19 protein-coding genes and 1 tRNA gene are annotated in these 22,051 nt (G+C 60.1%); 13 read left to right on the forward strand and 7 right to left on the reverse strand.

The window, feature by feature from the left end:
* Nucleotides 1-40: 40 nt before the first annotated feature.
* The gene (locus CGLAU_RS02930; protein WP_095659409.1) at nucleotides 41-571 is read left to right on the forward strand and encodes a M48 metallopeptidase family protein; all 531 of its coding nucleotides are present in this window, start codon (nucleotides 41-43) and stop codon (nucleotides 569-571) included.
* On the opposite strand, the gene CGLAU_RS02935 is transcribed toward CGLAU_RS02930, so the two are convergent.
* A complete protein-coding gene (locus CGLAU_RS02935) occupies nucleotides 568-2,037 on the reverse strand; it encodes a zinc-dependent metalloprotease (protein WP_095659410.1) in 1,470 nt (489 codons plus the stop codon). The two genes, CGLAU_RS02930 and CGLAU_RS02935, sit on opposite strands and share 4 nt — an antisense overlap.
* Nucleotides 2,038-2,227: 190 nt before the next feature.
* Between CGLAU_RS02935 and CGLAU_RS02940 the strand changes: the two genes are divergently transcribed.
* On the forward strand, nucleotides 2,228-3,283 hold the full coding sequence (locus CGLAU_RS02940) for a YlbL family protein (RefSeq protein ID WP_095660999.1): 1,056 nt from the start codon (nucleotides 2,228-2,230) through the stop codon (nucleotides 3,281-3,283).
* A 3-nt stretch (nucleotides 3,284-3,286) separates the two neighbouring features.
* Here the strand turns inward: CGLAU_RS02940 and CGLAU_RS02945 are convergent, their stop codons facing one another.
* Nucleotides 3,287-3,976, reverse strand: coding sequence for a hypothetical protein (locus CGLAU_RS02945; RefSeq protein ID WP_232507171.1), 690 nt, complete (start codon nucleotides 3,974-3,976; stop codon nucleotides 3,287-3,289).
* 39 nt (nucleotides 3,977-4,015) lie between these two features.
* A complete protein-coding gene (locus tag CGLAU_RS02950) occupies nucleotides 4,016-4,522 on the reverse strand; it encodes a PPA1309 family protein (protein WP_198305064.1) in 507 nt (168 codons plus the stop codon).
* Nucleotides 4,523-4,687: 165 nt separating this feature from the next.
* On the opposite strand from CGLAU_RS02950, the gene CGLAU_RS02955 reads away from it, so the two are divergent.
* Together CGLAU_RS02955 and CGLAU_RS02960 are read left to right on the forward strand one after the other, a co-directional pair.
* The gene (locus tag CGLAU_RS02955) at nucleotides 4,688-7,645 is read left to right on the forward strand and encodes a UPF0182 family protein (protein WP_415877151.1); all 2,958 of its coding nucleotides are present in this window, start codon (nucleotides 4,688-4,690) and stop codon (nucleotides 7,643-7,645) included.
* A 140-nt stretch (nucleotides 7,646-7,785) separates the two neighbouring features.
* A tRNA-Met gene (locus CGLAU_RS02960) sits at nucleotides 7,786-7,859 on the forward strand.
* A 135-nt stretch (nucleotides 7,860-7,994) separates the two neighbouring features.
* Here the strand turns inward: CGLAU_RS02960 and CGLAU_RS02965 are convergent.
* On the reverse strand, nucleotides 7,995-9,179 hold the full coding sequence (locus tag CGLAU_RS02965; RefSeq protein ID WP_095658954.1) for an IS1249 family transposase: 1,185 nt from the start codon (nucleotides 9,177-9,179) through the stop codon (nucleotides 7,995-7,997).
* Between the two features lie 512 nt (nucleotides 9,180-9,691).
* On the opposite strand from CGLAU_RS02965, the gene CGLAU_RS02970 reads away from it, so the two are divergent.
* From CGLAU_RS02970 to CGLAU_RS02985, 4 genes are all read left to right on the forward strand, one after another.
* The gene (locus CGLAU_RS02970) at nucleotides 9,692-10,027 is read left to right on the forward strand and encodes a hypothetical protein (RefSeq protein WP_095659413.1); all 336 of its coding nucleotides are present in this window, start codon (nucleotides 9,692-9,694) and stop codon (nucleotides 10,025-10,027) included.
* An 85-nt stretch (nucleotides 10,028-10,112) separates the two neighbouring features.
* On the forward strand, nucleotides 10,113-10,739 hold the full coding sequence (locus CGLAU_RS02975) for a hypothetical protein (protein WP_157731245.1): 627 nt from the start codon (nucleotides 10,113-10,115) through the stop codon (nucleotides 10,737-10,739).
* Nucleotides 10,732-12,162 carry a glycosyltransferase family 2 protein gene (locus CGLAU_RS02980; protein ID WP_095659415.1) on the forward strand — a complete coding sequence of 477 codons (1,431 nt, stop codon included), beginning with the start codon at nucleotides 10,732-10,734 and terminating at the stop codon, nucleotides 12,160-12,162. The genes CGLAU_RS02975 and CGLAU_RS02980 overlap by 8 nt, the downstream gene beginning before the upstream one ends.
* The gene (locus CGLAU_RS02985; protein WP_095659416.1) at nucleotides 12,159-15,263 is read left to right on the forward strand and encodes a glycoside hydrolase family 2 protein; all 3,105 of its coding nucleotides are present in this window, start codon (nucleotides 12,159-12,161) and stop codon (nucleotides 15,261-15,263) included. Before CGLAU_RS02980 ends, CGLAU_RS02985 begins: the two co-directional genes overlap by 4 nt.
* Here the strand turns inward: CGLAU_RS02985 and CGLAU_RS02990 are convergent.
* Entirely contained in the window at nucleotides 15,260-16,363 is a 1,104-nt protein-coding gene (locus tag CGLAU_RS02990; RefSeq protein ID WP_095659417.1) for a ThiF family adenylyltransferase, read from the reverse strand. The two genes, CGLAU_RS02985 and CGLAU_RS02990, sit on opposite strands and share 4 nt — an antisense overlap.
* Before the next feature lie 133 nt (nucleotides 16,364-16,496).
* Here CGLAU_RS02990 and CGLAU_RS02995 point away from each other — a divergent pair, with 133 nt between their 5' ends.
* From CGLAU_RS02995 to CGLAU_RS03015, 5 genes are all read left to right on the forward strand, one after another.
* Complete coding sequence (locus CGLAU_RS02995; RefSeq protein ID WP_332461825.1) at nucleotides 16,497-16,703, forward strand: BCCT family transporter; 207 nt, start codon at nucleotides 16,497-16,499, stop codon at nucleotides 16,701-16,703.
* The gene (locus tag CGLAU_RS03000) at nucleotides 16,672-17,148 is read left to right on the forward strand and encodes an ATP-grasp domain-containing protein (protein WP_095659419.1); all 477 of its coding nucleotides are present in this window, start codon (nucleotides 16,672-16,674) and stop codon (nucleotides 17,146-17,148) included. Before CGLAU_RS02995 ends, CGLAU_RS03000 begins: the two co-directional genes overlap by 32 nt.
* A 1-nt stretch (nucleotide 17,149) precedes the next feature.
* Nucleotides 17,150-18,460 carry a glycosyltransferase family 2 protein gene (locus tag CGLAU_RS03005; RefSeq protein ID WP_198304990.1) on the forward strand — a complete coding sequence of 437 codons (1,311 nt, stop codon included), beginning with the start codon at nucleotides 17,150-17,152 and terminating at the stop codon, nucleotides 18,458-18,460.
* The gene (locus CGLAU_RS03010; RefSeq protein WP_157731246.1) at nucleotides 18,435-19,439 is read left to right on the forward strand and encodes a hypothetical protein; all 1,005 of its coding nucleotides are present in this window, start codon (nucleotides 18,435-18,437) and stop codon (nucleotides 19,437-19,439) included. Before CGLAU_RS03005 ends, CGLAU_RS03010 begins: the two co-directional genes overlap by 26 nt.
* A 154-nt stretch (nucleotides 19,440-19,593) precedes the next feature.
* Nucleotides 19,594-21,063 carry a purine-cytosine permease family protein gene (locus CGLAU_RS03015; protein WP_095659421.1) on the forward strand — a complete coding sequence of 490 codons (1,470 nt, stop codon included), beginning with the start codon at nucleotides 19,594-19,596 and terminating at the stop codon, nucleotides 21,061-21,063.
* Here CGLAU_RS03015 and CGLAU_RS03020 read toward each other — a convergent pair.
* Nucleotides 21,060-21,842, reverse strand: a complete 783-nt coding sequence (locus CGLAU_RS03020) for a thiazole synthase (protein WP_095659422.1) — start codon at nucleotides 21,840-21,842, stop codon at nucleotides 21,060-21,062. The genes CGLAU_RS03015 and CGLAU_RS03020 overlap by 4 nt on opposite strands.
* A 2-nt stretch (nucleotides 21,843-21,844) precedes the next feature.
* Nucleotides 21,845-22,048, reverse strand: a complete 204-nt coding sequence (gene thiS / locus CGLAU_RS03025; protein WP_095659423.1) for a sulfur carrier protein ThiS — start codon at nucleotides 22,046-22,048, stop codon at nucleotides 21,845-21,847.
* Nucleotides 22,049-22,051 lie beyond the last annotated feature (3 nt).

Below are 22,051 nucleotides of genomic sequence, written 5' to 3' on the forward strand. Positions count from 1 at the left end.
ACCCCCCGAAGTGTCTGCATTCAGCTTACAATCTTGGCCGATGCCCGGCACCGAAATTCCCTACACCGTTATTCGCTCCGCGAGGCGCAAGCGCACCGTGCAGGCGCGGATAGTCAACGGGGTGGCGGAGATCCGTATTCCGGCGCGCATGACTAAGGCGCAGGAACGCACAGCCGTAGAAGAGATGCTGGCGAAGTTGGCGAAGAAATCCCCCACGCCTCGCACCGATGCAGATTTGCTTGCCCGCGCGGAGACGCTGAATGCGAATTTGCTGGATGGCAACGCGAAGTGGCGCTCGATTCGTTGGGTGAGTAACCAAAACACCAGGTGGGGGTCCTGTACCACCGGCACCGGCGACATTCGCATCAGCGACCGGCTGGCGCAGGTGCCTGATTACGTCCTCGACGCGGTAATCGTGCACGAACTGGTGCACACGTTCATCCCGGGGCATAGCGGCGAATTCTGGCGGTGGGCGGACCGGGCTCCGCGAGCTGAACGGGCGAAGGGCTACCTTGAGGCGTATCAGCGCTTCGGTAGCGAGCAGACCAGCGGCCAGAGATTCAGCGGCTAAAGTTCGGTGCCGTCGTCGCGCCCGTCGTCCTTGCCATCGCCGTTTTCACGCTTGACCTCGGGGTTGTTGCGAATTTCTTCTTCGAGCTTGGCAAACTCCGCGTCGAAATCGGTGTCCGGTGCGTCATCGAGCAGGGTGTCAATGAACGCGGCAGGGTTGGCCAAGTGCTCAGCGGTAGGCAAGAAGTCGGGGTGATCCCACACCTGATCGCGGCGCTCAATGCCCACGGCGTTCTCGGCGCGGCGCCATAGGTTCGCTGCTTCGCGCACGCGCGGTGCAGACAGCTCGATGCCCACCACGTTGGCAAACGCCTGCTCGGCGGAACCGCCGGTAGCGCGACGGCGCGCCCACGCCTCGGCGAGCTGGTCGGCGGACGGGATGCGTTCGTTGAGCGCATCGGCTACCACCACATCTACCCAGCCCTCCACCAGCGCGAGGAGGGTTTCAAGCCGCTCCGTCGCGGTCGCGTTACGAGAACCCACACGTGGGGAGAGATCTTCACCCTGTAGTGACTGCAATGCTTCCTGGATCTGCTGCGGGTCCCCAGATTCAAGGTTGAGGTTGCGGGCGAGCTCCTCGATGTGGGAGGTATCAATCTGCAACCCGGCCGCATACTCCTCAACCGCCGCAACCAGCCGCTCGACCAGCCACGGCACGTGCTGGAACAGGCGCTGACGCGCCGCTTCGCGAGCTGCGATGTAGACAATGACTTCCTGGCCCGGCACCTCGAGACCGTTGGCGATCTCCGACACATTGCCCGGCAGGAGAGCGGTAACGCCGTGCGGCGCTACGGGCAGGCCGAAATCAGTGCCGGTCAGCGCCTGCTGGGCAAGATCGCCGAGCGCGTGGCCGAGCTTCATACCGAACTGCATCGAGTTCATCTGCCGCATCATCGATGCCATCGGCCCGAGCATCTCTCGTGCTTCCGCCGGCATCGTGTCCATCTGCGCGCGGTTCATCTGGTCAGCCACCGGATTCACCAACCGCTTCCACATGGGCATGGTCTGGGTGAGCCAATCGCTTGGGTTCCATGCCTGGGCGGTCGCGCCGGAGGCCGGCAGGCTGGTGGTCTCGTTGAGCCACAGATCTGCGAGCTTTACCGACTCCTCAACAGCTTTCGCGTCGCTGCTGGAGATTTCGCGCGGGTTGCCCACGCGCTGGCGCGCCACCCGCAGCGCCATGTCGAAGTTGACGGCATCCTCGCTGCCTTGAGAATTCATCGAAGACCCGACACCGGAAAGCATTTGGCCGAACTGGTTCAATATGTCACCCAGGCCACCTTCTCCGGCTTCAAAGCGGAAGTTCTGCTGGCCGCCGAAACCGCCAAAGCCGAACGCGGCAAACGGGTTGTTGGAATCGCCGTGGTTGCCGCGTTCGTTGCCGTCGCCTCGGCCGTCATCGCCGCGACGATCGTCGTTGTCATCCCGGTCGTCGTTAGGGAAGGAGAATCCGAATCCGTTGCTCATACAGGCCACACTACAGACGCTCAGGTGCGAAAAGCACCGTCTGCAAGGTGGCATTTCGCCGTGTTCGCTCTCGGCATTTGTAGCTCGGCTGTTCGGGGAGGGTGGGGTTGCTGGTCTAAGCTTGCTCAGCGTGAAAGCTGCTGGGCGTGAAATCGAGGACGACATCGAGGACGGCAACGAGGAAGACCGGGTGCGTACAAAGCGCTGGTCCACTGTGGTCTGGGGTGCGATTCCGGTTGCGCTTTTGGCTGGCGTTCTCACGTTCGACCACATCCCCGGCACCGACATTTCGTTGGCGGTGCCCTATGCTGCGCAGGGGCCTGGCCCTTTGTTTGACACGCTCAGCGAGGTCTCGGGCGAGCCGGTGGTGCGTATCGACGGCGCCGACCTCGACGCCACGTCCGGAGCACTGAACATGACCACGGTCTCGGTGCGTACCAACATGACCCTTCCGCAGGCGATCGGCCGGTGGATTACCACGGATGACAGGTTCGTGCCGGTGGAGCAGATCATGCCTCGGGATATGAGCCGCGAGGAAGTCCAGGAGTTCAATCAGCAGGCGTTCGTCGCCTCGGAGGCGTCCGCAACCGTTGCCGCCATGCACTACCTCGGCCGCCCGACCAGGGTCGTGGTCCATGACGTCGTGGACGGTGCCGCAGCCTCGGGCCATCTCGAACCCGGCGATGCGCTAGTCGCGGTCGATGGCACCGAGATCACTAAGCCAAGTGACGTGCAGGACATCGTGCGGGCTAAACACCCAGGCGACGAGGTCGAGATCACCGCGCTGCGTGGGGGAGCGGAACGTCAAGAGCGGATTGCCCTAGGCAAAGATGAGCGGGATGAAAATGTGGCGTTGCTCGGAATCCTCATGTCCTCTGAGCCGGCCGACGGCGTCGATGTCACCTACAACTTGCAAGACGTGGGCGGCCCGAGTGCCGGCATGATTTTCGCACTCGCGGTGATTGACAAACTTTCCCCGGGCGAGCTCACCGGCGGCAAAACCGTCGCGGGAACAGGCACCATCAACGAGGCTGGGGAAGTCGGCCCCATCGGCGGCATTTCCCACAAGATCACTGGCGCCCGTGATACCGGGATGGAGCTCTTCCTCGCGCCCGAGGGAAACTGTGCGGAAGCCGCTGGTGTCGAGACCGGGGACATGGTCGTCGCCGCTGTTGCCAACCTCGATGAAGCAGTCAAAGCGATGGATGATTACGCCGCCGGGCGCGAAGTCGCTACCTGCAAGTAGCGCCTACGGCGTCGCCGACAAGGTCTCAACCGCGCGCGGCGTCGCACCCGGGGTCTTCACCTCATTGACCTGATCGGCCAGGCCCAGCTCGTAAATGCGCTGGCGCGGATCGTCCTGGTCGGTTGAGATCAGCTGTTGCATGACCTGGCCCTTGGTGTTGTCGACCACGGTGATAATCGCAGAGGTGCCCAGCACTGACCACCCAACAACGCGGTCGCCCTTGTCCTCAACGATGCGCGAGGATCGCAGCTCCGTCAGCAGCTGGGTCGTTGACGCCGCCTTTGCTTCCGAGTCAAAGAACTGGAACTGCCCAATCTCCGAACCGGAGCAGTCGAAAGACCCCGCCATCCCGGTAGCGCTGCAAGATTCAAACTGGCTGAACAGCGCCGCCGGGGCCAGCGTCGAGAAGCGCTCAGCAACCTCGGCCACAAGCTTGCGCTCCTCAGCCACAGTGGTCCGGGCAGCAGAAGAGCTTTTGCTTATCGACGGCTCGGACGACGCCTCCGACTCATCCGACACTGTTTCGGTTGCTTCCGTCACCTCCGCCGACGAAGAATCAACTGACGTCGCTGTCGCCTCCGGCGTCGGAGTCGCGGTCTCGGTCTGCTCGGTCGCGTTGTCGCCACATGCAGTGAGGCTGGCTGCGAGCGCAATAGTTGCCGCAGCGGTAACGGCGCGGGAAATACGGGCCACCGAGAGCTCCTTGGAATCGATTACCAAACAGCCATTATTTTAAAGCAGTTCATCTGGGTCTTGGGCAAGACTATGGCGCAATGCCGCAATCACCACCGGCGCGACACCGGGCCCGCCCCGCAATTCAATGTCGTCCTGGGCGAAGAGACCGCGCTCTTCAAGCTCGTCCTCGGTAGGGCGGATCTGCAGCAGCGTCTGCTCGATGTCGTCGTCGCGCAACACGCCTGAGAAGAGCCGGGCTGGACGCGGGGAGGAGTCGACGTCTTCGGCAGTGTCGCGGAAGATAATCTCCTGCGCCAGAATTACGCCCTCTACCGTCTGCGGCCAGGCGACCCGCGCCACGTAGTCCGCTAGTTCATCCGACCCAGCATCGATGGATTCCGGCAAGTCTTGCACCACAAGCGTCAGGGGGCTGGAGGCGCCACCGTCGTCAAGCAAATCGAGCTCCCCCAACTGATCAACGAGGAGCTCTGTGGGGACGAGCCCGAACAATGTCGGAGGCTGGTCCCACCCCTCGGCATGGACGAACTCGACCGCCTCCATCATCGCCTTGTTCAATGCCTGTTGGTGCAGCACGGGAACCCTTCTTACGTCTGGGTCGTTGGACAATTTAAGCTAGAAGCCTAGTACGCGCTCGCACATATATAAGGAGAAGGATTGGCTACCCGCGTGAATAAGCCAAGGCCAAACGCGAAGAAACCGAATGCTGGGTTGTGGGCAACCATCGGCATCATCGCCGCGGTGTTGTTCCTACTGCCCCTGATTGTCGGTCTTTACACAGACTTCCTGTGGTTTGGCGAGCTCGACTACCGCGGAGTATTCAACACCGTCATCCTGAGCCGGGTGGTTCTGTTCGTGCTGTTCGCCGCAATCGGCGGGGCGATTGCGTACGTTGCGGCATGGTTGGCGTGGCGCGGACGGCCAAAGGTTGAGTCGATGGATCCGTTCTCGCCCGGCGCCCAGCACCGAGCAAGTGTGGAGCAGAGCATCCGTTCTCTGCTGGTCTGGGCACCTGTCGTCGTAGCCTTGTTCTCCGGTCTTGCGGGGCAGCGTAGTTGGCGCACGTTCCTCCTCTGGCTCAACGGCGGCGAGTTCGGCGTGACTGATCCGCAGTTCCACCGGGACCTTGGTTTCTTCGCTTTCACGCTGCCTGCGGTCTCGACGGTCGTGGATATGCTGTCTGTCCTGCTGGTTGCAGCATTCCTCATTGCGCTGTTCGGCCACTACCTGCTTGGCGGCATTCGGGTGGGTAACAACGTCACCGGCGCACGCGGTCACATTTCGCAGTCTGCTCGTGTACAGCTTGCGGTCACCGCGGGGCTGTGGATGCTGGTCAAGGCGGCGAGCTACTGGATTGAGCGATACCACCTGCTTTACGCCCGCAACGATATCTTCACCGGTGCCTCCTACACCGGGATCAATGCGATGCTGCCGGCGAAGATCATCCTGACCATCATTGCCGTGCTTGTGGCTGCCGCGTTCTTTGTGTCGGTGGTGTACAAGGATTTCCGGGTTCCGGTGCTCGCAACCGTGCTCATGCTGGTTTCTTCTCTGGTGGTGGGCAACGTGTGGCCCGCGCTGCTGGAGCAGTTCTCGGTGAAGCCGAACCGTCAGGCGAAGGAATACGAGTACATCGGCCGCAATATCGAGGCCACCCGGTACGCCTACGGGCTTACGGATGCGACGGTGACATACGAGGACAACTGGGGCCAAGGCAATGTCTCCAACTCCACAGTGGCGGATGACGCGGCCACGATCTCGAATATTCGTCTGTTGGACCCCGATGTCATTTCGCCGACCTTCACCCAAAACCAGCAGCTGCGTAACTTCTACGGCTTCCCGAACACCCTGGCGATGGATCGCTACGAGGTTGATGGGGAGATGCGCGACTTCGTCGTCGCTGCCCGCGAGCTCAACCCGAACTCCTTGAGCGAGAACCAGCGTGACTGGATCAACCGCCACACCGTGTACACGCACGGCAACGGTTTCATCGCGGCGCAAGCCAACACCGTCGACGAGGCAGCGCAGGACGCCGGATCTACCCGCGGTGGTCTACCGATCTTCACAGTTTCCGATCTGCAATCCAACGCCATTGCTCGCGAAAATGACCAAGCTGAAGAGCTGGGCATCCGCGTTGACGAGCCGCGGATCTACTACGGGCCGGTGATCGCCTCGGCGAGTGACGGACTTGATTACGCCATCGTTGGAGACAACGGCCAGGGGGCGGTCGAGTACGACACAGACACAAGCACGTACACCTACACGGGTCAGGGCGGCGTCAACATTGGCAACTGGGCGAACCGGTTGGCCTACGCGGTGAAGTACCAAGAGCTCAACCTCGTGCTCTCGGACCGGGTCGGCGGGGAATCGAAGATTCTCTACGACCGCGATCCGCGCGAGCGCGTGGAGCGGGTCGCGCCGTGGCTGACTACGGATTCCAAGACCTACCCGGCTGTGATCGATGGGCGGGTGAAATGGATCGTTGACGGCTACACCACGCTGTCGCGTCTGCCGTACTCGACTCGTTCACGGTTGTCCGAAACCACCCAGGATGCCCTGAACCCTGACGGCACAACCCAGCGTCTGATTACCGACGACCTGGGCTACATCCGCAACTCGGTGAAGGCGACCGTCGATGCCTACGACGGCTCGGTGGAGCTTTACGCTTTTGATGAGTCGGACCCGGTTCTCAAGGCATGGATGGGCGTGTTCCCGGACACGGTGAAGCCGGGAAGCGACATTTCCGACCAGCTGCGAGACCACCTTCGTTATCCGGAGGACCTCTTCAAGGTGCAGCGCGAACTGCTTGCGCGCTACCACGTTGACGACCCCGGGGTGTTCTTCAACAACGATGCCTTCTGGTCCGTGCCAAATGACCCGACCGCGCCGGAGGACCGTAAACAGCTCTACCAGCCGCCGTACTACGTGGTTGCCTCCGACCCCGAGACCGGGGACCCGAGCTTCCAGCTGATTACGCCGTTCCGCGGACTCAACCGCGAGTTCCTGTCAGCTCACATGTCTGTGTCTTCGGATCCCGAGAACTACGGCAAAATCCACGTACGTGTGCTTCCGACCAACACGCAAACCCAGGGTCCGAAGCAGGCACAGGATGCTTTGATGTCCTCTGATCAGGTTGCCCGTGACCGCACGCTGTGGGAGGGCACAAACGATCTACGAAACGGTAACTTGCTGACGCTGCCGGTTGGCGGCGGTGAGATCCTCTACGTCGAGCCGATTTACTCGCAGCGCAAGGGCCAGGAATCGGCGTTCCCGAAGCTGCTGCGCGTGCTCGTGTTCTACCGCGGTCAAGTTGGCTATGCGCCGACGATCTCCCAGGCGCTGAGCCAAGTGGGCATCAACCCTGCCGCAGCCCAGGACATTGAGGTGGTGGACGAGGATGCTCCGGATACCCGTACGGAGGCTGATATGGCATCTCCGACATCGCCGGAGCAAAACGAAGAGAGCGAGGAGGCGAGCGGCTCTGACGGCGCAACGACTGATGGCCAGTCGCCGATCGATGGGGCAGCGAACCGGGATGAGGCGCTGGAGAACATCAACACGGCGCTGCGGAACTTGGAGGACGCCCGCGACGGTTCCTTCGAGGAATACGGACGCGCCCTCGACGCTCTCGACCGGGCTGTAGAAGACTACCAGCGACTTCAGGACTGACTCCGCGCATAAACTCCCTGATGCGGCCGTAATCCCCTGGTGAGAGATCTGATCACCAGGGGATTTGGCGCCTGGGGGAGTCATCCGTATAGTGATGGTCGTTGCCAACAAGGCATCAGGTGAAAATAAAAGTCACCCGGCGCGGGGTGGAGCAGCTCGGTAGCTCGCTGGGCTCATAACCCAGAGGTCGCAGGTTCGAATCCTGTCCCCGCTACTACACTAGAGTGGCCCCTCTCTTCGGAGAGGGGCCACTCTTGCGTACCTGAGAGTGCTCAAACCAGTGAACCGATACGGGTTAAGTAGCAAAATGTGTGTCTGGTCGGTGTGTCGTCGGCTGGGCACACTTTTGCTACTTGAGGGGTCCTTTTCTGATTCCTATGTTGTGTTGGTATTCGGTTGGGATAGCGTTGTCATAGAAGGCTGGTCGGCCTGTATGTTGGTCGGCTTTGTTTCGGTCTTCAGGGACAAGATCGGGAACTTTGGCGAGTTGATCTTGCCCGAATGCGCACTGCCTGGCGATCTCTAACGGGTCGTCAGGCAGATGCGTTTTCGAGTGCAGATACCACTCGAGCATTCTGCGTTGGCGTTCTCCTGATCTGCCGCGGTGGGCGTCGGCGATGCGTTTGAGCTGCGCGTTGACCCCGCCTTCAAGACTGTTGGTGGTCGAGGTCCACCGGTTGGGTTCGAGGGCGTTTGGCGGGGGCTGGAGGTAGGTAAACAGCCAGTTGTTGCGCGATAGGTGCAGCAGTGAGTTATAGGCCTTGCGCACTCGGATGTGGGTGTATTCCCACTGGTGGTTCACGGTGCGGCGTTCTTGGGGCACAGGTGTTTTCTCGTTCAGGAAGCCTTTGTAGACCACCCCGAAGTCATGCAGTCGCAGTGTCCATTCCCGGGCTTGGTCCAAGGTGGTGATCTTGGTCAGTTTCAACGCCAGTGCGTAGATGGCTTTTCCGGCATCAGTGCGGGGCCGGGAGGTGGTGTAGCGGCGGATGACACGTTGGGCGTGCACAAGACAGCGCTGGATGAGTGTGGTCGGCCAGCAGGCCTTGATCGCAGAGTAGGCTCCTTGCCCGCCATCGAGGACAACGCATAACGGTTCAGCGATACCGTGCAGGAGTTGTGTGTAGGCGTGGGTGGTTTCGCTTCTAGCCCAGTGCCATGCGATGACGTGGTCCCAGCTGGCTGCGACAAGCAGGCAGCCGGCGTCGGTGTGGGTGCCGTCGATGAAGATCTGGTCGTAGACCCGATCAGGGTCTGGGGTGTTGGGAATGTCGATAAGCCAGAAAGGTTCGAAGCGGCGGTTCAAAGTCCACCTGCTCACACCAGCCTGTCTGGCTACGTCACATAACGGTGCGGTACCGGTGGCGTAGGCGTGGAATGCGGTGAAGTCGCGGGCTTGGGTCAAATCGGTGCGGCGGCGTGTAAACGAGACTCCGCAGTCTTTGCACCGCCACCGAGTGGAGCCTTTGGAGGTGGTGCCGTTTTTCTTCGTTTCCCCACTACATGAGGGGCATCGTGGTCTATTTGGTGTCACCGGGAAAGCACACCAACACCCGGCTACCACATGCAGGCGCCATTCCGATGGATTGAACGCGAATCGGGCTCGAATAAGGTACTGACCCTAATTCAAGCCCGATTCATCCAGCCTGATCAGCGGATACCCGCAAAATCAGACACACTTTCTGCTACTTAACCCACCGATACCGCCAGCCCAAACCTTAGAAAATACTGAGATAGGCAGACGGCCCGGAGTAGTGATGTAGATCTCGATTCTCTATCTCTGGTGGTAGAGCGTCGTGAACACTTGGAAACGAGTCTGTAGTTCCCGAATAATGCATACCAAATCGCTTTGAAGCTAGACCAATCAATGATTTGTCCGTACACTGTGGTCGTCGCAGAAAAGCTGTACACATGCTTTTCGATCTTTTCGAGAAATTAGCTTTTCTAAGTGGCTAAAACTAGTCATTTAGAAGAGCAATCAATTAACTATCCTTTCCTAAATTCAAATTACAACCTTGCCAGTCTCTAAAAGGGGGAGACTCGGAGATGACGAATATTTTGGTGACCACCAGCCTGACGCTGGAACCGCTGCTGCAGCGCGCGATGCCTGACGTGTCGATGCGCACTTACGCGTCCATTGCGGAGGTTCCGACTGAAGCGATTCAGAAGGCCAGTGCCATCGTCTTTGACGAGTCCACCGCCAACTTCATGGAACTCTTCGCGCACAAGGACATTGTTGATCCCTGTGGCAAACTTGTGATTCTGACGGAGAAGCGTGCCGCAATGGTTCGCTGCTTCCCGCAGGCAACAGTGTTCTCTTACCCGATTGTTCCGGTCGATATTGCGACAGCGGTTCGCTACCTGGAGACGATCATTGCTTGAGACCTCACACGTCTTATACGGAGCTACTGTTCTTCTCTTTCTGCTGTTTCTCCTCTGCATATACCTCGTGATCAACAATGTGAGGATGCGTAAGAAGGCTAAGCGCAAGGCGGAGTTCCTGACGACGACTCGCGATACTTGGGTCAGCGCCATCCTCGACGGCGAAGAGACCGACATCCGTTTGGCGAACACCGAGCAGTCGGAATGGACAACTGACATATTCCTGTCCTACGCAAACAATTACGACGATCCCAACATTCGCTCGAGGGTCAGTCAGCTTTCGGATGACGTGCTCGCACCCGAGCTTTCGACGAAACTGAATTCGCGCGGTGTTCCAATCCGTCAGTACGCGCTCTTGGTTATCAACCAGTTGGAGATGACTTCTCTACATAGCGAAGTGGCTGCCCTGCGCCCGCAAACGGATCTCGAGGCCGCTCTCACGTCGCTGATTCTCGAGGGGGAAACCTCGCTCGCCCCATTCAATTCGGCAGAATCAATGGACCCCACAGATGGTTCGAGTCAGTCGGACTCGATGGCTGAGCTTGCTGAGCTTGAACCAGCGAGGGAATCGGAACTCGAGCCATGGACCCAGGAAAAACCAACTAAAAACGTTGAGGAGCCGTCGGCGGATAGCAATGTGCTCAATCCCCGGGAACTAGGAACTGGATTTACACATCGACCGGTCTGGAGGAGAGGAGAAATCCGTGGTTAACATCAACGGGATTCTTGCCTGGATCGGGTACTTTCTCGCGGCGTACTTGTTGGTTGTGCTTCTGATCTACTTCGCGATGATGATCTTCGCGGTGTACAAGATCAATCGCAACCGTCGATACGAGCGAACGATGGACCTGTTGAGCAATACCGAGGCTTACAACCTGGGAGTCTCAGTCTTGGTTCCGGCGTTCAATGAAGAGCAAGGCATTGTGCAAAACGTTTCGTCGTTGTTGAACCTCAACTACAAGCGCTTTGAAATCATCGTGGTGAACGATGGTTCCACCGATGCCACCGCCGACTTGCTCATCAACCAGTTCTTGATGAAACCGGTCCAAAACGTCACGATTGAGCAAAAGTTGAAGACCGCTGAAGTTGAAAGCATGTATGTCTCCAACTTGTTCCCGAATTTGAAATTGGTGAACAAGCTCAACGGTGGCAAGGCTGACGCACTTAACTGTGGCATCAACGTCTCCACCATGGAGTACGTCTGCACGGTTGACGGTGATTCGGTCCTGGAGAAGGACTCGATGAAAAAGGTCATGCGACCGTTCGTGCTTGAGGGCGACCGCGTCGCGGCCGTCGGCGGCACCGTAGAGCTGATCAATGAGAACCGTGTGAACCACGGCGTGGCCGATAAGCAGATTGAATTCTCGCCGAACCCTCTCGTTGCGATGCAGACAATCGAGTACTTCCGTTCGTTTTTGATCGGACGTGTTGCACTCAGTGAGCTGAACCTCATGCTCATCTGCTCAGGCGCGTTCTCCGTGTTCGACAAGGCCATGTTGATCGAGAACGGTGGCCTGGCGCGCAACGTGATCGGTGAAGACATGGAAATCGTCGTGCGTCTGCAGAAGAACATCACGAAGCACAGGCTTAACAAGCTCATCGTGCACGTGCCGGACGCCATCTGCTACACCGAGGCTCCCGAAACGCTGAAGGTGCTTCGCCGCCAACGCCGGCGGTGGCACCAGGGTCTCCTCGAGAGCTTGACCGCCCACATGGAGGTGTGGTTCAACCCTCGCTTCCGGGCCCTCGGTGTCATTGCCTTTCCGTACTTCATCATGGTCGAGGCGTTCATCCCGTTCGTGGAGGTGCTCGGCATCGCCTACCTAATCGCCGGTTTCTTCGTCGGGCAGGTGTTTGTCGAATTCTCCTTGTTCCTTCTAATGCTCTCGCTGATCTACGCCGGTCTAATGAACACCATCTCGGTGATGCTCCACTCCTGGCAGCAAGACAAGTACCCCGATGCTGCAGAGCTGGCTTATGTGCTCGGACTGTCATTCACCGAGGCATTCTGGTTCAAACCCCTCATGTTGTTCTGGCGTTTGGAAGGTTTCTACCGCTTCTTCACCAAGCGCAGCGACTGGGGTGTGATGGACCGTCGGGGTTTCAGCGAATCTAAGCCTGAGGTTGTTTCGTGAGGAAGCTGTTTTCCTTCATTGCTCTTATTGCCCTAATTTTCTTCACCCCGGTGCTGATTTGGGGGGTGAAGAGTGCGCCGTACGATACGTCCCTCGTGTTGGAGAACCGTGTCGGTGAAACGCCGAAGCAGAGCGGTGCCGCATTCGCACTCGACTACATGAAGGCCAACTCCAAGGTTGCCTCGGTCCAGGACGTGGACTCCACAATGGATGAGCTCAAGGCTTACGACGCTATCTATGTCACCACCGAGGATGGATTCAGCACTTCGGTGGATCAGTGGAACACCGTGAAGGTCAATATTGACCAAAACTCCCCAACCATCCTGTTCGCGGAGTACGGCGTTATCCAAAACACCGAGCCGGGCCCGGTCGCGGGCCAAATCGCCCAAGACCTTGGGGTCGAATCCAGCGGGTGGTCGGGCCTTTTCGTGGAAAATCTAGAGAACTATGATTCCGCGATTCCGGATCGTGTGTACGACTACTTCGGCGACAATTGGACGTTCAGTGGACCAGGGCTCGTATTGAATAACGACGTCGAGAACGTGACTCACGTCGTTGAGATTGACACTGAGGACGATGACCTCGCGCTTGACCTCATCACGACCGATGCCGGGCGCGAGCAGGGTTTCAAGGAAGCACGCAAGCCTTACTCGGGTTGGTTCGACATCGTCACCCCTGCGGAAGGCACCGATGTGCTCTACACCTTCGACATCCCGCTCAGCGACGAAGTCAAAGACAAGTTCGACGAGCTTGATATCCCGGAGACGATTCCCGCGGTGACAAAACACCGCAACGGAGCCTCGCACCGTTTCTACATGGCCGGCACTTTCAGCCAGTCCGAAGCGATTCCGCTGTTTTACCAGTTCCAGGGTCTGCCACGTCTCTACTCGGTGTTTGACCGCTTCAGCTCGAGCTCGTTCTATTGGAACTCCTACTTCCCGATCATCTCGCAGGCTATGAAGCTTCACGCTGACTTCAGTGAGGGGCTTGGAGCCGAGTTCGCTGCCGTCGCTAATGAAAATGACGACGACATCCGCTATCCGGCACGAATGAACTATGACCTCGACCGCATCGAGATCAATGTCGACGGCCAGTGGGAACCCACCCTGGTCAAGGGTGTCAACCTCGGTATGGCGAGCCCGGGACATTTTCCTGGCGAAGCGGGCATCACCGAAGACGAATACTACGAGTGGTTCAAGATGATCGCGGAGATGAACGCGAACACCATTCGTGTGTATACGCTTCACCCGCCAGGCTTCTATCGCGCGCTAGCCAAGTACAACGCGGAGCATGAGAACAAGATTTACGTGTTCCACGGCGTTTGGATTAACGAGGAGTGGATCACTGGTGATGCCGACGCGTTCCACGAAGAGGCGGTTCAAGGGTTCCGTCAAGAGATTGAGCACGTGGTCGACGCGTTGCACGGCAATGTGATCGTGGACCACGTTCCGGGACACGCTTCCGGTGTTTACGCGACCGATGTCTCCGACTACGTCATCGGCTGGGTCATTGGTACCGAGTGGGACCCGTTCATGGTTCAGGGCACCAACCAGAAGCACCAGGACGTCGGGCAGTTCAGCGGCACCTATTACGAGACGAAGGATGCCAACCCGATGGAGTACTGGATCGCTTCGCACATGGAGTACGTGACCGATTACGAGATCTCGAACTACAACGAGATCCGCCCGATGAGCTTTACCAACTGGGTGACCACAGACATCTTGCATCACCCCTCCGACGCCTCCAATAAAGAAGAAATCTCGGAGATCAACCCGAACCACATCTTCACCAAGGGGATCATGGACGAGGTCGGCCAGTTCGCCTCCTACCACGTGTACCCGTACTACCCGGACTTCCTGTACCTGGATAAGAAATACCTCAACGCGGTTGATCAGCGTGGGGAGAAGAACACCTATTACGGGTACCTCGATGAGTTGCGTTCAGTCCACGAGATGCCGGTGCTGGTGGCCGAGTTCGGCGTGCCGGCATCGCGTGGGCGTACCCACACCGGCCCAATGGGCATGCACCAAGGTGGTGTGAGCGAGGAGGACCAGGGCAAGTACATCCAGCGCATGTTTGAGGACATGTTGGAGACCAATTACATGGGCGGCCTGATCTTCACGTGGCAGGATGAGTGGTTCAAGCGCACGTGGAACACCATGGATTATGACAACCCTGACCGCCGCCCATACTGGTCGAACCGTCAGACGAGTGAGCAGCAATTCGGCTTGCTCAGCTTTGATCCGGACAAGATCAAGGTAGACGGGGATGTCAACGAATGGCAGGGCGATCCGCTCTACGTTGGCGACAAGGGTGACCCTATCCAGGCGGCCTACGTGGACCACGACGAGGCGTATTTGTACCTGCGCATGGACCTTGACGACGCAGCGTCGTCGACCGGGTACCCGGTGGCGTTGATCGACACCATCCAAGGTCAGGGCAACAACTACATCAATTCGCTCAATGCGACAAGTGACACCGCGGCTGACTTCCTCGTCTCGTTGGAAGATGACGAGTCCCGCGTGATGGTTGATGCCAACTACGAGATGCACTCGTACTACTACGGCTGGCTCTACGGCTACATGGACATCAACGATTACATGTTTGATCGCAACTCTGGAGTGTTTCTGCCGATTAAGTACGTGCTGAATGGACAGATGCGTAACGGTGAAACCGGTGAGATTTACCCGTTCGAAGACTATGAAACGGGTCTCCTCCAAGAGGGTAACGGTAACCCTGAGGCAAAGGACTTCAACTCCTTAACGGACTACTCGTGGTCCGCCGACCGCAAGCACGTGGAAGTTCGAATTCCGTGGTTGCTGTTGAGTTTCAAGGACCCGAGCCGCAAGGAAATCGTCGGTGATTTCGTGACCAAGGAAGACATTCGTGTCAGTGACTTCCTCAAAGACATCGGCTTGAGCTTCATGTACGTCGAATACGACACCCCGGTTCAGGCGCTTCCGACGTCGATCTCTGGCTCTACCGTCGGGTCGATGAAGCGCTACACCTGGGAGAACTGGGACATGGTTGAGGTGCCGTTCCCGTCGCGTCTAAAGCAGTCCTACTACCACGTGCAGGACTACTTCGCGACCCTGGACTAGGCCCAGCGGTTGGTTCCGCCCGGCAGAGAATGCAGCGTGATACCCAGCTGGGCGGCGAGCTCCGCGAACTCTTCAACGAAGCGGTCCGAGCGCGCCCCTGCGGCGCAGTAGACCACCACGTCCCCCTGCGGAAGCGCAGCAATGGTTTCCCTGGCTTGGTCGAGCTGACTCATGGGCAAATGTGCTCCGGGGTAGGGGAGGTCTGAGAGCAGCTTCTCATGGGGTTCGCGCACATCAAGCAGGTACGCCTCGCCTCGCTCAAGGGCATCGATGAGGTCGCGCCCGCGATCAGAGGCATCAGGGACCGCGCATGCACCGGAGTAGGAGCCGAGTTCTGCCACCAGCGCGCGCCCAGGATCTTTGCGAACGGAGAACTGTTGGATGGACGACGTGAGAGCGTCGTACATGTACAGCTTGCCCACCGTCGACTCACCGATGCCGGCAAGAAACTTCACCGCCTCGGTGGACATTAGCCCGCCAACCACGCTGGTGGTCACGCCAAGCACACCGGCGGTGGCGCAGTCCGGCACTGAATCTGGGTCAGGTTGGGAGGGGTAGAGGTCCCGCATGCCGACACCGTCCTCGGGTGCGCCTGGCCCGGACCACCACAGTGCGACATCTCCCCGATAGCGCAAGACCGAACCCCACACAAGGGGAGTGCCGGAAATTTCTGCGGCGTCGGCGGCGAGGAATTTGGTCGCGAAGGTATCCGAGCCGTCGATAAGCAAATCGATGCCCTCGAGATGTGTGAGGAAATTGCCTTCGTGGAGCCGATCATCGACTGCATGCACCGTGAGTCCTGGCTGGAGTTCGCGCAGCCGCTCCGCCGCAACCTCGACCTTCTTCCGGCCGACGTCGGCAGCGCTGAAGAGGATCTGGCGGTGAATGTTGGAAAGGGACACCACATCGTCGTCCACGACCGTAATTTCACCCACGCCGGTCGCCGCGAGAGTCTGCATGACGGGGCACCCAAGTCCGCCGGCGCCGATCACGAGTACGTGCGCGTTGTGTAGGAGGGTCTGCTGCTCGAGACCGAAACCCGGCAAGTTCATCTGCCTGGCGGTGCGTGCAAGTTCGTCGTGGGGGAGGGGTGCGACCATACCCGCCAACGTACTCCAACCCGCTAAGGTGGTTTACCGATTCTTTCAAGCCACAGAAATGGACTTCGTTATGGCGTGACAACGCCAACTGCAGTCAGATCCCCTGATCTTTTGGTCGGCGCTGGGCTTCATCATCGCCTTCGTCACCGCGACTCTTGCCTTCGGCGACAGGGCCCGGAAAGCCTACTCAGAGATCTCCGGCTGGTTGATGGAGAACCTGACCTGGATGTACATCGGCGGCATCTCGGCAGTGTTCATTTTTCTCATCGTCGTGTTCGTGTCTCGTTACGGCAACCTGCGCTTGGGTGATGACGACGACGAACCCGACGTACGCTGCTGACCAGCGACCGCATCTACCGGTTGTCGTGAAGCCGCGCGTGAGCCGCGGTGGCCGCGGTGTGGAGGTGGTGGAAACCCAGGATCGCTTCACAGAGATCACCGATCCCGGGTTGATCGTGCAAGAGTTCGCCCCTGGCGAGGAGTTCTGCCCCCAGTTGTTCATCAGTCCCACCACCGGTGAGACCGAAGTCGTCGTGCTCCACAAAACTGCGATGAAGGAAGGCCGGGTTGGCAACGCGGCCGCGGTGGAGCGAGCTACGGACCAAGCTGTCGCTGACCTCGCTCGCGAAACCGCCAGCGCTATCGGCTTGACCGGTCCGCTGGATATGGATATCCGCTACACGGAAGCCGGTAGGCCAGTACTGCTGGAGGTCAACGCGCGATTTGGAGCCAATTCGGAGCACGCCCCGGAGATCCTCGCTGCGTTCCTTGAGGAGGTAGCGTGACGTGGCGTTTCTAGTGTTCACCATGGCGCTGCTGGTCATGCGTGTTCTGTTCGTCCCGCTTGCGCTCATCTTCGAATACCGCGCCGCGCGGCGGCGCGCCGCTGGCACGCCCACTGCGCTCGACCGGCAGCCGCTGGTGTCCGTGGTGGTACCCGCGTACAACGAAGAGACTGTCCTGAAGTCATGCGTGACCTCAATCGTTGGTTCCGGTTACCCGAACCTCGAAGTCATCGTCGTCGACGACGGTTCCTCCGATGACACGCGGCGCATCGCTCAGGAACTAGAGTCTCGCCACCCGCAGATGCGCTACATCTACCAAGAAAACGCTGGCAAAGGCGCGGCGCTGAACCACGGCTACCGCGAGTCCAGGGGCGAATTTCTCCTCTTCATTGACGCAGACTCCGTATTCACGCCTGACACGGTTCCTGCCATGCTGCGCGCGTTCTATGTAGATGACATCGGTGCTGTGTGTGGAGACGACCGTCCCGTGAACTTGAACCGGGTGCTCACGCGGTTCCTCGCACTGATCACCCACGTCGGTACAGGTCTTGTACGGCGCGCCTTCGACCTGCTTGGAGTTGTGCCGGTCGTTTCTGGCAACTCGGGTGCATTCCGCCGCGCTTGCCTGGATGATGTCGCCCGCGCGACCCCTGGGCGGCCGTTGCGAGAAGACACGGTCGGTGAGGACTTAGAGCTCACGTGGCACATCCACACCACCCCGTGGAGAGTTGTGTTCGCGCCGGAGGCCCTTGTCTATGCGGAATCCCCTTCGTCCCTCAAGGCGCTATATAAGCAGCGCACCCGCTGGGCCCGTGGGCTGCTGCAAAGCCTGCAGATCTACTGGCCGTTGATGTTCAGACCCTCCAACCCTGCGTTTACCGGCCTGTTGTGGTTCACCGTGATCACCATGGTGTTCTTCCCGGTGCTGCAGATTGGTCTGTTCATCGCAATGCTTGTAAGCCTGCCCAACGCCAACTTCACTGCGTGGGGCCTCTTGCTCGGTTCCGGGCTGCTGTTGTCAACCGTGCTGCTCATCATCACCATGGTGATCGCCAACGCGCTGGGCGACCTTCGCCATATCTGGGCGCTGCCACTGTGGCCAATTTACTCCCTGGCCATGTCGTTCACCATGCTCAACGCGATGTGGCAGGAGCTGACCCGATCCGAGTTGAAGTGGAACAAACCAGAACGAACAGGAGTGATCTCCTTTGAGGAGCAACTTGGATTGGAAGCTGGCGCTGATAGCAGCGGCCGTTCCGCTGATCGCATTTCTGCTGATCAATTTGATGCAGCAGCCCAGCCGCGGGGTTAAACCCGCGTCCCTTACGGTGGGCATCGGCTACGAGTCAGTCAGTTCCGACGAGGTTGATTGGCCAGAAATCCGTGAGCGCCTCGATCGGGCCGGTGTCGACGCCGTGAACGTCTCAGTCGGCCGCGCCGACTTCATCGGCTTCCCAGCCGAAGGTGAACAGGAGTACTGGGCCTCAGGGGTAGAGCAGGGCCAAGACCGTGTGGGGGAGATCCTACGCACGTTGCAGGAATCCAGCGATCGGCGCGTTGGACTCACCGTCGATGTGCTTGCGCCCCGTATCGTTGAGCAAGACGATGACTATAAGGCAGTCTTTGCCGACGGGAAGCCCGCCGAGGATTTTCCGTCCGCGGTTGCGCTGCACCGCGGCGAAGTTGGCAACCGGGTCGTGGAAATGTGCGGCGCGGCAGCCACCAGATATTCACCCGACTACATCGTACTCACGGAACTGATCGGAGATGCGTTCTTCTCCGAAGCAGATGAGCAGCTGTACCGAGACATGACCGGTCGGGACGGCTTTCCGCGCGACGCGGAGGGAAACATCCAGATCGCTGACGGCACGCTCAACGACTGGCAATCCGACATCATCGTCGGGGTCATTGAGCGTTGCCGCGACGCAGCGGACCTCCAAGTCGAGATGGACGCGCGCGTGAACTTCGACGAGCCAGGTTCGAACCGTTTTGAATCGGGCCACCGCTACGAAGACATCCTCGCGACCGGCGCAGACCTTTCGCTGTGGGCGTACACCGCCTTGGCAGACCAGTCCCCGGATGCGATCAGAGACGTCGCCAAGGGACTCAACGAGCGATTCAGCCCCGAGGAGCTTCAGCGCATCACCATTGCTGTGGGGCTGTGGGGCGACCTCTCCAACCGTGAGGTCGAGACGTCGCTGCGATCAGGGGAGGGGCTATCGATGGCGCTGACGCCACTGTCGAAGATGAGCAAGCGCCACTGGGAGATCCTCGAAGAGCTCAACCAGTAGCGTCGACTAAGCGCCAACCGGACTAGGGCACCCGGTCAGCCGAGCCCGCCTGCGCGCGTGGGCCGGCCCGCTCCCACGGTCAGTTTCATCCTGAAAACCCCGCGAAGTAACCCGCACTGTCTCGCCGGCTGTGCATCCGGCGTACAGTTTGCTCATGGAAAATGCACAGCACCCCGCCGCGTCGGCCTCCGGCGCGGCGCCGGTCATTGAGACCCGCGGCATCGACATCGTCCCCGAACACGAGCGCACCGCGAAACCATCGGACTTGTTCTGGCCCTGGTTCGCGGCGAACGTGTCCGTGTTCGGCATCAGCTACGGCTCGTTCCTACTCTGGTTTGGGATTTCGTTCTGGCAGGCCGCCATCGTCACCGCGATCGGCGTGACCTTTTCCTTCTTCCTTTGCGGCCTCATTGCCGTAGCCGGCAAGCGCGGCTCCGCGCCCACGATGGTGCTCTCGCGTGCCGCGTTCGGCGTCCACGGCCAGAAAGTGCCGGGCATCGTTTCGTGGCTCACGTCGATCGGGTGGGAGACCTCGCTAAGCATCATGGCCGTGCTGGCCACCACCACGGTGATCCGGCAGCTCGGCGCTGAACCGGGGCTGGCCGTGCCGGTAGCCGCCACCGTGATCGTCGCCGCGCTGATTGTGGGTGCCTCGGTGCTGGGCTACCACACCATCATGAAGCTGCAGTCCGTGCTGACGTGGCTCACCGGCGCTATCACCGTGCTTTACATCCTGCTCACCGTCCCACAGATCGACTGGGCAGCCGTGCAGGCCATCCCGGCCGGCAGCACGGGCGCGGTCATTGGCGCGCTGGTGATGGTGATGACGGGCTTCGGCTTGGGCTGGATCAACATCGCCGCCGACTGGTCGCGCTATCAGCGCCGCGACACCCCGGACAGCGCGATCATCTTCTGGAACACTTTCGGCGGGGCAGTGGCACCGGTACTCCTCATCATCTTCGGCCTGCTGATTGCGGGCTCGGACCCAACCTTGGCTGAAGCGATTGCCGACGACCCAATCGGCGCCCTCGCTGTCATCCTGCCCACCTGGGTGCTGGTGCCGTTCCTGCTCACCGCCGTCCTGGCGCTGGTCTCGGGAGCGGTGCTGGGCATCTACTCCTCTGGCCTGACGCTGATCACCCTGGGCATCAACATCCCGCGCCCGGCGGCCGCCGCCATCGACGGCCTCATCCTCACCGCCGGCACCATCTATGTGGTGTTCTTCGCCCAGTCCTTCCTCGGGCCGTTCCAATCCTTCCTGATTACCCTCGGCGTGCCGCTGGCCAGCTGGGCCGGCATCCTCATCGCGGACATCTTCTCCCGCACGCAGGATTACGACGAGGCAGCACTCTACGACGCGGACGGCCGCTACGGCGCCGTCGACTGGGCCTCGATCGCGATCATGGTGATCGCATCTGTCGTCGGCTGGGGGCTAGTGGCCAACGCCTTCGCGGAGGAGGCGGCGTGGAACAACTGGCAGGGCTACCTGCTCCCGCTCGTCGGCGAGCACTGGGCGGACGCCAACCTGGGTGTGCTCGTGGCGCTGGTCTTCTCCTTTGTCGCGGCGTGGCTCGCGCGACGCGGCACGATCCGGCGGCAGGAAGGGCGCGAGGGGCAGAACTAGAGCACCTGGTCAGCCCAGCTCGCCAGGCCCTCAAAGCTCGACGACGCCACCGCGTGTTCGCGCTTCGGGATGCGCCCGCCAGAGCGCGCGAGCCGGCCCGCCTCCACGGCCAGCTTCATCGCCTGCGCCATGGCTTCCGGATCCTGCGAGCGGTTTACCGCACTTGCCAACAGTACGCCTGAGCAGCCGATCTCCATGGCCAGGGCTGCATCCGAGGCGGTGCCCACGCCAGCGTCGATAAGCACTGGCACCTCCGCGCGCGAGCAGATGAGCTCAATGTTGTGCGGGTTCAATATCCCGAGTCCGGTGCCGATCGGCGAGCCGAGCGGCATGACGGCCGCCGCTCCCAGATCCTCGAGGCGCTTCGCGGCCACCGGGTCATCCGAGGTGTAGGCCAGCACGGTGAATCCCTCGGCAATCAGCAGCTCGCAGGCATCCACGGTTTCCACGACATCGGGCAGCAGCGTGCGGTCGTCAGCAATCACTTCGAGCTTCACCCAGTCAGTGCCCAGTGCCTCGCGCGCAAGCTTCGCAGTAATCACCGCATCGCGCGCCGTGCGGCAGCCCGCGGTGTTTGGCAGGGGGTCGATCCCGAGTCGGGTCAGCAGGTCAAACACACTCTCGCCGGTAGTCGGGGCTTTTGCGTGACGACGCATCGCCACGGTGGTCAACTGCGTGCCCGAAGCCACCAACGCCTTTTCAAGCATGTCCATCGAGCTCGATCCGCCGGTGCCCATGATCAGGTGCGAGTCGAATTGCTTGCCGGCAATCTCCAGCATGCCTAGCCCCCCTGTACGGCGGTGAGGACGTCCACGGTGGAGCCGTCGACAAGCTTCGTGCTTGCCCACTGTGAGCGGGGGACGACCTCACCATCGACGGCTACTGCCGTGCCGGCCTCGGGCACCTCACCCAGGGTTTCCTCCACGAGTGCCTCGACAGTGTCGGCCTGGGTGTCTCGGGCCTCGTTGTTGACGGTGATTCGCATCGG

It is taken from the genome of Corynebacterium glaucum (assembly GCF_002287505.1).
Lineage (GTDB): Bacteria > Actinomycetota > Actinomycetes > Mycobacteriales > Mycobacteriaceae > Corynebacterium > Corynebacterium glaucum.